The organism is Pseudoalteromonas sp. L1, assembly GCF_021728095.1.
Taxonomy (GTDB): domain Bacteria; phylum Pseudomonadota; class Gammaproteobacteria; order Enterobacterales; family Alteromonadaceae; genus Pseudoalteromonas.
Genome location: NZ_JAKKCT010000001.1, coordinates 296,843 through 309,365 on the forward strand (window position 1 = coordinate 296,843; position 12,523 = coordinate 309,365).

The 12,523-nt window shown below is 40.5% G+C and carries 14 protein-coding genes; all 14 read left to right on the plus strand.

Going from position 1 to position 12,523, the window contains the following annotated elements; genetic code table 11:
* Positions 1 to 5 precede the first annotated feature (5 nt).
* The 14 genes from fliI (at position 6) to L3V38_RS01380 (ending at position 12,523) form a co-directional block, all read left to right on the plus strand.
* Complete coding sequence (fliI, locus tag L3V38_RS01315; protein ID WP_237118135.1) at positions 6 to 1,337, plus strand: flagellar protein export ATPase FliI; 1,332 nt, start codon at positions 6 to 8, stop codon at positions 1,335 to 1,337.
* The gene (gene fliJ, locus L3V38_RS01320) at positions 1,337 to 1,792 is read left to right on the plus strand and encodes a flagellar export protein FliJ (RefSeq protein ID WP_237118136.1); all 456 of its coding nucleotides are present in this window, start codon (positions 1,337 to 1,339) and stop codon (positions 1,790 to 1,792) included. The genes fliI and fliJ overlap by 1 nt, the downstream gene beginning before the upstream one ends.
* Before the next feature lie 92 nt (positions 1,793 to 1,884).
* The gene (locus L3V38_RS01325; RefSeq protein ID WP_237118137.1) at positions 1,885 to 3,735 is read left to right on the plus strand and encodes a flagellar hook-length control protein FliK; all 1,851 of its coding nucleotides are present in this window, start codon (positions 1,885 to 1,887) and stop codon (positions 3,733 to 3,735) included.
* 78 nt (positions 3,736 to 3,813) lie between these two features.
* A complete protein-coding gene (gene fliL, locus L3V38_RS01330; RefSeq protein ID WP_062569730.1) occupies positions 3,814 to 4,338 on the plus strand; it encodes a flagellar basal body-associated protein FliL in 525 nt (174 codons plus the stop codon).
* Between the two features lie 9 nt (positions 4,339 to 4,347).
* The gene (fliM, locus tag L3V38_RS01335) at positions 4,348 to 5,439 is read left to right on the plus strand and encodes a flagellar motor switch protein FliM (protein WP_062569731.1); all 1,092 of its coding nucleotides are present in this window, start codon (positions 4,348 to 4,350) and stop codon (positions 5,437 to 5,439) included.
* 22 nt (positions 5,440 to 5,461) lie between these two features.
* Entirely contained in the window at positions 5,462 to 5,863 is a 402-nt protein-coding gene (fliN, locus tag L3V38_RS01340; RefSeq protein ID WP_062569732.1) for a flagellar motor switch protein FliN, read from the plus strand.
* A complete protein-coding gene (gene fliO, locus L3V38_RS01345) occupies positions 5,860 to 6,243 on the plus strand; it encodes a flagellar biosynthetic protein FliO (RefSeq protein WP_130150476.1) in 384 nt (127 codons plus the stop codon). Before fliN ends, fliO begins: the two co-directional genes overlap by 4 nt.
* Before the next feature lie 4 nt (positions 6,244 to 6,247).
* On the plus strand, positions 6,248 to 6,988 hold the full coding sequence (gene fliP / locus L3V38_RS01350; RefSeq protein ID WP_062569734.1) for a flagellar type III secretion system pore protein FliP: 741 nt from the start codon (positions 6,248 to 6,250) through the stop codon (positions 6,986 to 6,988).
* Positions 6,989 to 7,027: 39 nt separating this feature from the next.
* Positions 7,028 to 7,297: a flagellar biosynthesis protein FliQ gene (fliQ, locus tag L3V38_RS01355; RefSeq protein ID WP_062569735.1), complete on the plus strand. Its 270-nt coding sequence runs from the start codon at positions 7,028 to 7,030 to the stop codon at positions 7,295 to 7,297.
* Positions 7,298 to 8,077: a flagellar biosynthetic protein FliR gene (fliR, locus tag L3V38_RS01360; RefSeq protein ID WP_237118138.1), complete on the plus strand. Its 780-nt coding sequence runs from the start codon at positions 7,298 to 7,300 to the stop codon at positions 8,075 to 8,077. It begins immediately after the preceding gene.
* A 9-nt stretch (positions 8,078 to 8,086) separates the two neighbouring features.
* A complete protein-coding gene (flhB, locus tag L3V38_RS01365) occupies positions 8,087 to 9,217 on the plus strand; it encodes a flagellar biosynthesis protein FlhB (RefSeq protein ID WP_237118139.1) in 1,131 nt (376 codons plus the stop codon).
* 221 nt (positions 9,218 to 9,438) lie between these two features.
* Entirely contained in the window at positions 9,439 to 9,591 is a 153-nt protein-coding gene (locus L3V38_RS01370) for a hypothetical protein (protein WP_237118140.1), read from the plus strand.
* A 64-nt stretch (positions 9,592 to 9,655) separates the two neighbouring features.
* Positions 9,656 to 10,105 (plus strand): hypothetical protein, encoded by a 450-nt coding sequence (locus L3V38_RS01375; RefSeq protein ID WP_237118141.1) that lies wholly within the window; start codon positions 9,656 to 9,658, stop codon positions 10,103 to 10,105.
* A gap of 54 nt (positions 10,106 to 10,159) precedes the next feature.
* Entirely contained in the window at positions 10,160 to 12,523 is a 2,364-nt protein-coding gene (locus tag L3V38_RS01380) for an ABC transporter permease (RefSeq protein WP_237118142.1), read from the plus strand.

Sequence of the window (12,523 nt, forward strand, 5' to 3'; positions counted from 1 at the left end):
TCAGTATGAGTAGTCAAACACCCCTTGGCGAACGTTTAAAGCGTTATGAAAAGCATATAAAAGTCAGTAAGCCTGCTGTCGCAGGCATTTTGACGCGCGTTGTTGGTTTAACTCTGGAAGCGAAAGGTCTTCGCGCACCGGTTGGTAGCCAGTGCAAAATTGAAACGATCAATGGTTATGTTGATGCTGAGGTTGTTGGTTTTAATGATCAAACCTTATATTTAATGCCAAATGATCATATTTCCGGCGTGTTACCTGGCGCACGGGTTATTCCTCAAGTTAACGAAACAGGTTTGCCTGTAGGTATGAGTCTACTCGGTCGTGTTATTGATGGTCTTGGTCGTCCACTTGACGGTTTAGGTGTAATTAAGGCTGAGCACTATCTGAAGTTTGCACAAAACGCGATTAACCCCCTTGCTAGACGTCCAATTAGCCAGCCAATGGATGTTGGGGTGCGGGCGATCAATTCCGTTATCACTGTTGGACAAGGTCAGCGTATGGGCTTATTTGCAGGCTCAGGTGTGGGTAAGTCAGTGTTACTTGGTATGATGACCAGAGGCTCAGAAGCCGATGTCATCGTGGTTGGCTTAGTGGGTGAGCGTGGCCGTGAGGTAAAAGAATTTATTGAAGAAATTCTTGGTGTTGAAGGGCGTAAACGTTCCGTTGTTGTTGCTGCACCTGCTGATGCATCACCACTTATGCGTTTAAAAGGCTGTGAAAGTGCCGTCACAATTGCCGAATATTTTCGTGATCAAGGTCTCAATGTGTTACTGCTGCTTGATTCAGTGACTCGTTACGCGATGGCGCAGCGTGAAATCGCGCTCGCTGTAGGCGAGCCCCCGGCAACAAAAGGTTATCCGCCTTCCGTGTTTGCAAAATTACCCGCGTTAGTTGAGCGTGCTGGTAACGGTGGTGAAGGGCAAGGCTCTATTACTGCATTTTTTACTGTGTTGAGCGAGGGGGATGACATGCAAGACCCTATTGCCGATTCTGCCCGCGCTATTTTGGACGGTCATATCGTGTTATCGCGAGACTTAGCTGATAGTGGTCATTATCCTGCCATCGATATAGAAAAGTCTATTTCACGGGTTATGCCGCAAGTTGTTTCAGAGCCGCACATGCAACAAGCAAGAGTGCTTAAACAAGTCTATTCTATGTACCAGCAGAATAAAGATATGATTACGCTGGGTGCTTATCAAAAAGGAACAGATCCTATGCTTGATCAAGCAATTAATATGATGCCAGCAGTGAATCAGTTTTTACAACAAGGCATGAAAGATGTGATCAGCTATGACGATGGCTTACAAGGCCTAGCACAACTGTTAGGACAAGCATAATGGCTAAAAATAAACTTGCTCTATTACTAAAGCTTGAAAATGATAAAGAAGAATCGCTGCGTATGGATTACTTAAAAGCACAGCAACATCTGCAAAGTAATCAACAAAAGCTACAAGGCTTAAATAACTTTCGTCTTGAATACTCACAGCAACTGCATACCAAAGGGCGTTCAGGGTTATCAAGCGCAGGTTTTAGTCAGTACCACTCGTTTATTGCCAAAATAGAAGAAGCGATTCGTCAACAGGCAAGCACCGTGAATACCGCAAAGCAAGTTGTTGCGCAGCGAAAAACTCTGTGGTTAAAACAGCAAGTTAAAGCAAAAGCAGTTGCTAAGCTTATCGAAAAACAGGCAATTAAGCAGGCCGCGGCTGTCGCTAAAAGTGAGCAAAAGATGCTGGACGAGTTCGCTTCAAATCAATTCTATCAACGCCAGTTGAAAAATCCAACACTGTAATTTTTTAGGCATATAATTTGCATTTGTACTTGCTAGTAGCATTTATTTTGGCACTTACGGCGGCAAATTGCCCCTTTAAACTCAGGTGAATTATGGCGATCAGTGAAATTAATTTGCAAGTAAAAACAGAGCAAGGTACTGGTTTTTCAAGTAAAGAAACAGATTCTTCAGAGCAATCATCAGATGTAAGCTTTTTATCAACGCTTACACAAGCCCATGATGCGGCAAATGAAACCACCAGTAAGGATCGTCAAAGTGAACCTGCCAAACAAGTGGATGATTCAAAGCCGTCAGAAACAGGCGAAGATGAGCCAAAAAGTGAAGACAACACATTATTATTGCAAATTAATGCATCGCAAGCGATGAGTACCCACGTTAACGTCATCAATAACGCAGAAGCTGAACAGCCTGCGAGTGCTGCTAATACACAAAGTACTAAACCTGACGGAGCGTCAGTAAAAGACGCGACTTCTGTTGCCAGCTTAATCGAAAAATCAAAGGTTGCGACAGCCGTTAATAACGAATTGAACGCTGCTAATTTACCACCCAAAGATAAAGTTGAACCAGTGGTGGGTAAAGCTGAAGCGCTGGTGGATAAAGTTGCAGCTCAAAGCAGTGCACAAATAGATAAGCAACTTAACACTGATGAGTCAAAAGTTGCTATGCAAAGTGAGTCAAAAGTGGCAGCAGAACCAACGAAAGCTGCGAGCATTAGTGATGAACAAACAGTCCGTATACTCGCTCAGCTACAAAAAGGAGATGGTCAAGCCGTTAGTCAATTAGCTAAAGAGTTTGCTTTATCACCAGAACAACAAGCTAAGTTAGAACAGCAAGTAGCTGAATTAAAAGCAAGCGGCGAACTCAAAAACAGTGATATTAAAGCGATTAAATCACTGCTTAGTGAAGTATTGAACACTCAATCTAGTAATAACCCAGTTAAGAGTGACAATGCTTTACAAAATAATGAGCAAGTTCTTGCAAATGAAAGTAAAGATACGAGCAGTAAATTACCTCAATCAATAGAAAAACAAATAAGCGCACTGACTAAAAGTGAGCAACAAGTTTTATTGAATAAAGTGAATGAGCAGTTACAAACATTGCCTGAAGATTCTGAGCAATATAACAAGTTATCCGCAGTGCAAGCACGTTTAACTGAGGCTGTAAATCATTCAGATAAGAGCGCGGCCATCACAAGCTATGCGGCGGCGCAGTCAAATAAAGACAGCACTTCGCGCTCAGAACTGGCATCAGATAAACCATCTGTTGATATGACTGCAGAGGATGAACCACTTAGTGAAGCTGAGATTTTAGCTGTGAAGGAAGCAACTAGAGAGCCTGCATCAGCACGCGTTGTGCAATTATTCAATCAATTAGCAACACAGACAACGACAGCACAACCAAGTGCCTATGAACTTGCAGCGCAGCAGCACGAACAAGCACTTGAGCTACAAAATATACAAACACAATCGGTACAACAGACGAGCAGTAAAACGGTGAGTGTTGACCCAGGCGTCATGCAAGCGATAAATATTGTAAAAAGCGACGCTGCTAAAATGTTGCAAGAGCGAGTCAGTGCATTATTAAATATCAATAATAAAGAAGCTGAAATTCGTCTCGACCCACCGGAAATGGGCAGTATGCACATTCGTATCCGTAGTGATGCGGAGCAAGCGCAAATTAACTTTGTGGTTCAAAACCAGCAAGCGAAAGAAGCGCTTGAGCAATCAATGCCACGCCTGCGCGAAATGTTGGCGCAGCAAGGTATTGAACTTGGTGAGAGTAGTATTCAACAAGGTGAATCTGGAGCGCAGCAAGACCCCGAACAAGGGCAAGGGAATCTAGCGGGTAATCAACATGAAGAAGAAAGTCAGACTAACACTGCTGCAACAAATGTCGAAACTTCTCGACAACAATCTTCATCATCAATAGATTACTATGCTTAAGTCCTGCTATTATAAGAAATAAATTAGTTACAGTATGTACTGCTTAAATAATATGCTGTAATCGTGAAGGAAGTGATAATGGCTGAAGATGTAAATTTAGAAATAGAAGATACCGGTAAAAGTAAAAAAAAGTTGATCATCATTATAGCTGTCGTTGCTATTGTGGTGGCAGCTGGCGCAGGTTATTTTCTATTTTCGGGTGATGATGCACCCGCTGAGTCACTTGCCGATGAAACAACCGTAGCAAATAATGCTGCAGCACCTTCAAGCTCTGCAGAAGTGGGTTCTGCGCTCTATGTTGCGATGCCACGCCCATTTGTGTTCAATGTACCTGGTGCTAGTCGAGATCGTATAGTGCAAATAAAAGTGCAGCTTTTAGTGCGCGGCGAAGTCAATGAAGAAACAGCCAAAAAGCACATTCCTTTAATTGAAAGCACTTTATTAAGTGTACTTTCTACCACAACCGCCGACGAGTTGGGTACTAGCGAAGGAAAAGAAACGGTGCGAGTAGCTGCACTTGAAAAAGTTCAATCTGCATTAAACGATGTTGAGGGCAGTAAAGTGATTGAGCGGGTATTGTTTACCGGCTTTGTGATGCAATAAGGGGTCAGCGTGAGCGATTTATTATCCCAAGACGAAATTGATGCGCTATTACATGGTGTCGATGAAGTCGAAGAGGAAGATATTGGCGAAAGTGGTGATTCGGACAGTAGTACGCTTCAGTATGACTTTTCATCACAAGATCGTATTGTCCGTGGTCGTATGCCGACCTTGGAAATCGTCAACGAGCGCTTTGCAAGGCATATGCGGATCAGCTTATTTAACATGATGCGCCGTACCGCCGAAGTGTCTATCAACGGCGTGCAAATGATCAAGTTTGGCGAATACATCCATACTTTGTTTGTACCGACAAGTTTGAATATGGTACGTTTTCGTCCTCTCAAGGGGACAGGGTTAATTACCATGGAAGCACGCTTAGTGTTTATTTTGGTAGATAACTTTTTTGGTGGGGACGGACGCTATCATGCCAAAATAGAGGGCCGCGAATTTACCCCTACTGAACGTCGTATCGTACAAATGCTACTTAAAATAATCTTCGAAGATTATAAAGAAGCATGGGCACCTGTTATGGACGTGTCATTTGAATACCTAGACTCTGAAGTTAACCCCGCAATGGCAAACATCGTGAGCCCAACAGAGGTTGTGGTAATTAGCTCATTTCATATTGAGCTAGACGGTGGTGGCGGTGATTTTCATATTGCACTGCCTTACTCAATGCTTGAGCCTATTCGTGAGCTACTTGATGCCGGTGTACAATCTGATACTGAAGATACAGATTTACGTTGGAGTAAAGCATTACGTGATGAAATTATGGATGTTGAAGTTGATTTATCGACCCAACTGCTTGAAGTCGATTTATCACTTGAACAAATAATGGAGCTCAAAGCCGGCGATATTATACCGGTTGAAATGCCAGAGCATATCACAGTGTTTATTGAAGAACTGCCAACCTTTAGGGCGAAAATGGGTCGCTCAAGAGATAATGTGGCACTTCAAATCAGCGAAAAAATTAAACGTCCTGAATCAGTTAAGTCGGAACTACATGTGTTTACAAAAGGTGGTAAAAAACTTGATTCAGATGCAGAATTAGCAGAACTAGAAGATGATTTGCACCTATCTGAAGGTGTTGATTTAGACTGGTAGTCGATTTATAAGGTTAAATATAATGAGTGATGATCAAGATACAATGGACGAATGGGCTGCGGCACTAGCCGAAGCTGAGGAAGCCGAAAATGGCACAGGTGAAGCTGCCGTCGCAGAACTTGATGAGCTTAAAGATGAAAAGCATGAATTGTCTGGCGAAGAAAAACGCAAGCTTGATACTATTTTAGATATTCCGGTTACTATTTCTATGGAAGTAGGGCGCTCTAAAATAAATATCCGTAACTTATTACAACTCAACCAAGGTTCAGTTGTTGAGTTAGACCGTGTTGCCGGTGAACCTCTTGATGTGTTAGTCAATGGCACCTTGATAGCGCACGGTGAGGTGGTCGTTGTTAATGATAAATTTGGTATTCGTCTTACAGATGTAATTAGCCAAGTTGAGCGAATTAAAAAACTACGATGATTACTTTAGCAGCACTAACAAGTGTAACCAGCACTACAATGCCTACAGCATCACCGACGGCAGATATTCTGTCTATGGTGATGTCGCTGTTTTTAGTACTTGTGGTTATTGTTGTACTTGCCTTCTTTGTCAAAAAACTTAACCCTAATCTAACCAACAGTGATGAGTTTAAGGTGATTCGTAGTTTACCGCTTGGTTCGCGAGAGCGCCTAATGGTGGTAGAGATAGATAACAGCCAGCACTTAATTGGTGTGACGCCTCACAGTATAAATTACCTACATAAGCTTGAAACACCGCTCAAAGAAAAGGAATTGCCTGAACTAGCAAAACGATTTGGCAGTTTACTTAACACTCAATCATCTATAAATAAAAAGAACTAACGCTATGATCAAGTGGCTACTTATTTTAGCAAGTGTACTGTTTTTACCGTCTGTTCATGCTGAGGGTATCGAAGCACTCACTATTACAACGAATCCAGATGGCTCGCAAGATTACTCTGTAACCTTACAAGTCCTTGCAATTATGACTGCGCTGAGCTTCATTCCTGCCGCAGTTATTATGATGACCTCATTTACTCGTATTATTGTTGTGCTCGCTATTTTGCGTCAAGCAATTGGTTTACAACAAACGCCCTCTAATCAAATATTACTTGGTATGTCGCTATTTTTAAGCATTTTCATCATGGCACCGATTTATCAGCAGGTAAATGAGCGGGCAATCGAGCCATATTTGAATGAGCAAGTGACGTCAGTACAGGCATTAGAGCTTGCAAAAGAACCCATGAAAGCGTTTATGCTTTCCCAAGTACGTATTAAAGATCTAGAGACTTTTGCAAAGATCGCAGGTCACGATAAGCTTGACTCTCCAGAAGACACACCGCTAATCGTGCTTATTCCTGCGTTTGTAACAAGTGAACTACAAACCGCGTTTATTATCGGTTTTATGTTCTTTATACCGTTTCTCATAGTCGATTTGGTGGTTGCATCAGTACTTATGGCAATGGGTATGATGATGTTGTCGCCAATGATTGTATCTTTACCCTTTAAAATTATGCTGTTTGTTTTAGTCGATGGGTGGAGTCTTGTGATGGGGACCCTTGCAAAGAGCTTTGGTCTAGGGGTCTAGCGATGCTTAATGTGACCAATAGCAACTAGGAGCGATACGATGGAACCAGAAATCTTTGTTGATATTCTCAGTGGCGCACTTTTCTTAGTGATTAAATTAGTCTCGGCAATCGTTGTACCTGGTTTATTAGTGGGACTGGTTGTGGCTGTTTTCCAAGCGGCTACATCAATTAATGAGCAAACGTTAAGCTTTTTACCGCGTTTATTGATAACAATTAGCGCATTAATAATCGGTGGGCATTGGTTTACTCAAGAGTTGATGGATTACTTTAATGGTTTAGTATTATCAATTCCAGAGATTGCAGGGTAAATGGAATTTCCATTTGCAGTGGTCATTCAGTGGTTAAGTGACTTTTTACTACCGCTGGTGCGCATTAGCTCCATGATTATGATAATGGCGGGCTTGGGCGCAAAAAACGTTCCTGCACGTATAAAATTAGGTTTGGCGGTAGTTATAACCTTAGTAGCCGTGCCTGTATTACCTCCGGCGAGTTTTACAAGCTTGTTTTCGTTTGAAATGATACTGGTCGTTATTCAACAGATGTTGATTGGTGTTGCTATTGGCTTTGCATCTGTTTTGTTGCTCAATACCTTTGTGCTGGCAGGCCAAATATTGGCAATGCAAACCGGTCTTGGTTTTGCGTCAGTGGTTGACCCTTCAAATGGTTTAAGCGTACCTGCGGTGGGTCAATTTTATCTCATATTAGCGACGTTATTGTTTTTTGTGTTCAATGGGCATTTGATGATGATTCAAATGGTCATCCACAGTTTTCAAGTTTTACCAATTGATGGTAGCTGGTGGTCAGTGGATCATTACTGGGATATCGTCACTTGGGGTGGTTGGATGTTCACCACAGCCCTCGTTTTAGCCTTAGCGCCATTGACAGCCATGCTAGTCATTAACATGTCGTTTGGGGTGATGACACGTGCAGCACCACAGCTTAATATTTTCTCGATTGGTTTCCCGTTCACCTTAGTGGCCGGTCTTGTGATCATTTGGGCGACGCTGGGCAACTTTATGACTCAGTTCGAGTTCCAGTGGCTGAAAATGGTTGAGTTGATGTGTAGCCTTGTTGGTTGTACCCCTTAGGAGCGCGCTATGGCTGAAGATTCAGGTCAAGAAAAAACCGAAGAACCCACCAGTAAAAAAATAGAAGACGCGAAGAAAAAAGGTCAAGTAGCTCGTTCGAAAGAGCTTGGTACAATGTTTGTTCTCATGTTTTCTGCTATTTCGCTGCTTTTGTACGGGCCAGAAATTGGCAAAGGCTTGTATAACGTGATGGGGCGATTGCTTAGCTTAAATCGTAATGAAACCTATGACACCACAAAAATGTTCTCGGTTTGGGGTGTTGTGGGTGATGCCTTGCTCTTTCCTATGGCGATGTTTGTTTTTATCATCGTTATTGCTGCTTTTATTGGTAATACCTTATTGGGGGGCTTTAATTTTAGTTGGAAAGCCGCTGCGCCCAAAGCCAATAAAATGTCTCCAGCTAAAGGCATAAAACGTATGCTAGGCCCACAAGCGGGGATTGAATTGGTGAAGTCGCTGCTAAAATTTGCGGTTGTGGCTGGTTTTGCAGTGTTTTTAATTAATACCTTTTTCGATGAGATACTGCATCTGAGTATAGAAAGTGCGCCTGGTAATATTATCCACTCCCTTGAGATTTTATCGTGGATGTTTTTAGGGCTGACATGTACTTTAATTGTTATTGCAGCTATTGATGCGCCTTACCAAAGTCATAAGCATCATAAAGAGCTGAAAATGACACTTCAAGAAGTCAAAGACGAGTATAAAAACTCAGAAGGTGACCCTCAAATAAAAGCACGTATTCGTCGTACGCAACGAGAAATGTCGCAACGACGAATGATGCAAGATGTGCCAGATGCAGATGTTATTGTCACCAACCCGACTCACTATTCTGTTGCCATTAAATATGACACAGCAAAAGCAGGGGCGCCTATCGTACTTGCTAAAGGTCTTGATGAGCTTGCTATGCAAATTCGTAAAGTGGGCAAGGGTAATGATGTTCCTATCGTTGAGTCGCCAGTACTTACGCGTGCGCTTTATCATACGACAGAAGTTGGACAGCAGATACCCGATCAACTGTTCACCGCGGTTGCACAAGTACTTGCTTATGTATTTCAGCTAAAACGCTTCAAAAAAGGTCGTGGTAAACGCCCAATCCCACTGAATAAAAAACTGCCAATACCTGATGATTATAAATATTGATGCTTTATATTCACTGAGGTAAATTTTCTGACCTAAATTGGTGTTTAATAATTATTCCTTGGAACTTTTTTAGTATTTTTACAAAAAAACTTGCAATGTAGACTCTTCACTGCTTAATTGTACCTAGCTAGGGTACTTGTTTGAGTGTGTCATTTCCACTTATTCAGCTTCTGTTGTTAGCTATTTTAATTTAAATAATAATGATATGAAGGAATATATTTATGAATAAAAAAATAATTAAAATAATGTTTGTTTCTGCAATTGCTTTAGGTAGTAGTGCTGCAGCTTATGCGAAGTGTAGTGCAGGAGTAAAAGTGACTTGTACTTCAGGTGGTTGTACAACTGAAATTACAGTTTCATGCGAGCAGAGATAATTTTAATACATTAGTTATTTAAAATAAGGGGAAGTAAACTCCCCTTTACTATTAGGGAGAATATATGAAGACTTTGTTAGTAATTTTTTATTTCCTTATCGCTGGAAGTGTTAATGCAACAGAAAGTATATTTGAAAAGGAGATTACATTACCCGCTATGCAGTTTTTAAGTTCAGGTATGCCAAATACGGCACCATCTATTTACATTTGGGATGAAAAAGGAGTCCCTGCTTATTATTACACTGTTAAAGATATTCGTGCGATATCTACTGATAGAATCACTTACAAGCAAGACACCTTAAACTCTCAAAATCAAAAAGGGTTTGTATTTTTACAGAATTACTTGGCTGAGGAAGATTTTTTTAAACAAGGAAAAAAAGTACTTTTATTACATGTTATTGACTCAAATCTAAGTCCATGCCCTCCCTGCGATGAAGCTGAGAATAAATTAACGTCTCTTTTTACTAATGATAAACAAGGTTATCTCTTACTCAAAACGGTAATGGTTAATTAACCCTAATGCGTACTCTTAGAATTAGCTGAACTTATTATTGGTATGAAGTGAATAATGTTTTACGGACTTTGGCGGTATTGGAGACATGCAAAAAAGGAGCTACTAATATTTGGTACAGCTTTTGGGGTATTGTTCGCGTTTATTATTTTGCTAGGAATGGCGGTTTCGGGTGGGGCATTTAGTCAAGGTAGCCAAAATATTTATGCTGTTGGCATACTTAACCCGAGTGGTTCACTATCCCATACTAGTGCGTATGTTAGTAAAAAATTAGATCAGGTTTCAAATGTACGGCGACGTTTAATTTGGGCTCAAAATACTAATAATGTGGAAATTGCAGGAAAAGGACAACAATTAAATGTGGTTTATACTAATAGCCAGTATATAACTATGCTCAATCCCAAATTTTTAAACGGTACTCAGCGTTATCACTGTCAACCGGAGTGTGTTTTGCAGGGAGCAGCTATCGCATCTGAACTCGGTAATAGTCCAAGTATCAAGGTTGGTGGTCAGCACTATGAAGTAACAGCAATATTTGATCAAAACAGCTTTGAGTTTCCTGATGGTGAAAGGCCGGATATTATTTTAGATGTCTCTCAATTTGGCCTTGCATCCAGTTTTAACCAGCTGTTCACTATGTTTTCCGCTCAATACGACAATATATCGCCATCTCAATTCGCAGAGTTTATGCCTGTGTTTCGTACTGTACTAGGTCTATCTTCCGACCACAATTTTGCAGAAGTGGAAGCGCAAGCTCGAAAATTGTATGAAGAGCAAAAGTACCTATTTACAGATATTCGAAGGGTAATTAGCTTAAAAGGATCAGATGATAAAACCCTTGGTTTGATCCAAGGGAAATTTTTTGATCAAAAAGCGAAAGATAACATGCTGTTGATGAAATTTTTGTTTTTAATCGCAGCTATTCAATTATTTTTAGTGACGCTGGTAAATTTAATTAGTGTATTAACTCGGTTTAATTTAGTACGAGCCCAAGAAAATAGCACTCGTTATGCATTGGGCGGTAATAACTGGAGTATATTTTTTAATAATATTTACTTTATTCAGCCAGTAATGATTATTGCGGCCTTTTTGGGTCTAGTTTTCTTGTGGATTTTACATGGAGTTAGTTTTCATACATTAAGGGTACATTTGAATGTTGATTTACCTTCTTTGAGCTATTTGTTTTTTGCCTTTGCTGGTTTTATGGTCATTGTATCGTTGTGCTTTCCAGCAATTATTAATCTAAAAATATTATTAACTGGTTTAAAAGCACAAAAGGCTAGCTTGACTCGCAGCACGATTTTAAAAGTACGAAGTTTAAATGTATTGCTTTTTGTATTAGCAACAACCTGTGTGTTTTTATCCATTTCCACTTATAGCCATTGGCTAGTATTAAAGAAGCGGGGTACAGAAAATATAATAGCCAACCCTAATATGATTAATATTGAGTATGACGGCAAAGGCATGGTTAACTCCCAGTGGGAAAGCATAGTAAGATCTCTTGCCCAGAAAATTACAGGCATAGGCTTTTTAAGCACACTACCAGGAGACCGTAATTTAAGTTTTAAAAGTTTACAATTTAATGATGAAAAGTGCCAAGCAGTATTTGATGGTTGGGAAAATAGATTCTATGGTCATCCATTTAAAACAATTACAGGACAAGCACTTAATGTTAGCGATTGGGGACTGGGTGATATTGCTATTTCAGAAAGTGTGTTAGAGGTTTGTGGTTTTGATGCCAGTGAGATCATTGGCAAGTACATTCAGCAGGGGGAGGATAACCTTTATCAAGTGAGGGCGGTGGTTAAAGATATTCCATATGATTTACATGTTGCAACTCCACAGCGTGTTATTTATCCACGTGAAACAGTTTTGTCTAATTTTCGTAGCATGGTTTTTCCTGAATATATTGAATTAACTGATATTTCTGATGAATTACAGCAAGCATTCGAAGAATATAATTTACAAATGAGGATCAAGACAAGTGGTTCGTTAGAAGCATTTATTGGCAGTAAGCTGATCCGTGAAACCACAACCATGATCATTTGTTTCGTACTTATGGGGTTGGCGTTAATAGTATTGTTTTTAGCTTTTACACAGCATATCACTAAGGTTTTACTACTGCGAAATCGTGAGTGGGGAACTATGCGTGCGATGGGAGCAAATAAGAAGTGGCTAAGTCGATTATTAGTTAAAGAACTGTTGCATGAGTGGCTGATAGCGTTGTTTCTAGCTTTTGTATTTGCATTATTATACACCTTTTTGCAGCCGCGCCTTTTAATTGTGAGTGTATCAGGAGCCCTGTTCACAGTCTTGATTGCAGCCTCAATTGTTCTGGTGATTGCAATTTACTATGTTATTGGGCAATTTTTTAAACAGTGTCGTTTAACCCCTGCCAATTTACTTAAAAGTGAGTCATAA